The organism is Paenibacillus popilliae ATCC 14706 (assembly GCF_000315235.1).
GTDB lineage: Bacteria > Bacillota > Bacilli > Paenibacillales > Paenibacillaceae > Paenibacillus_B > Paenibacillus_B popilliae.
In genome coordinates this window covers 1-261 of record NZ_BALG01000582.1, presented here as the reverse complement: position 1 = coordinate 261, position 261 = coordinate 1, and the positions used below count along the sequence as shown (strand labels likewise).

The following is a 261-nucleotide window of genomic DNA, read 5'->3' as shown; positions in this document are numbered from 1 at the left end:
AGTGCTCGCGATCGTGTAGAACAACAAAGGCTTGACGGAGAAGTTTTACTACTTGATCTGTGGGCAAGCTGGTCAGAAGAGGGAGAGGAGCGTGAAGCGGGAGAGCGGCGTGCCGAAGCGAAAACGAAACAACTGATTCAAGTCCTTAAAAACCGACAAGGGCTCTCTTATCAAAGCCTGTGGCAGGCCATTCATCCGGAACAAGGAACAACGCTGGCGTCCACGCAGAAAACAGAAACTAACCAAGCCAAACAACGACTA

General features: G+C 50.6%; 1 protein-coding gene. It reads left to right on the top strand.

Annotated elements, in window-relative coordinates:
* Positions 1-261, top strand: a 261-nt coding sequence (locus tag PPOP_RS23210; protein WP_042230454.1) for a hypothetical protein, incomplete at both ends; no start/stop codon positions are given.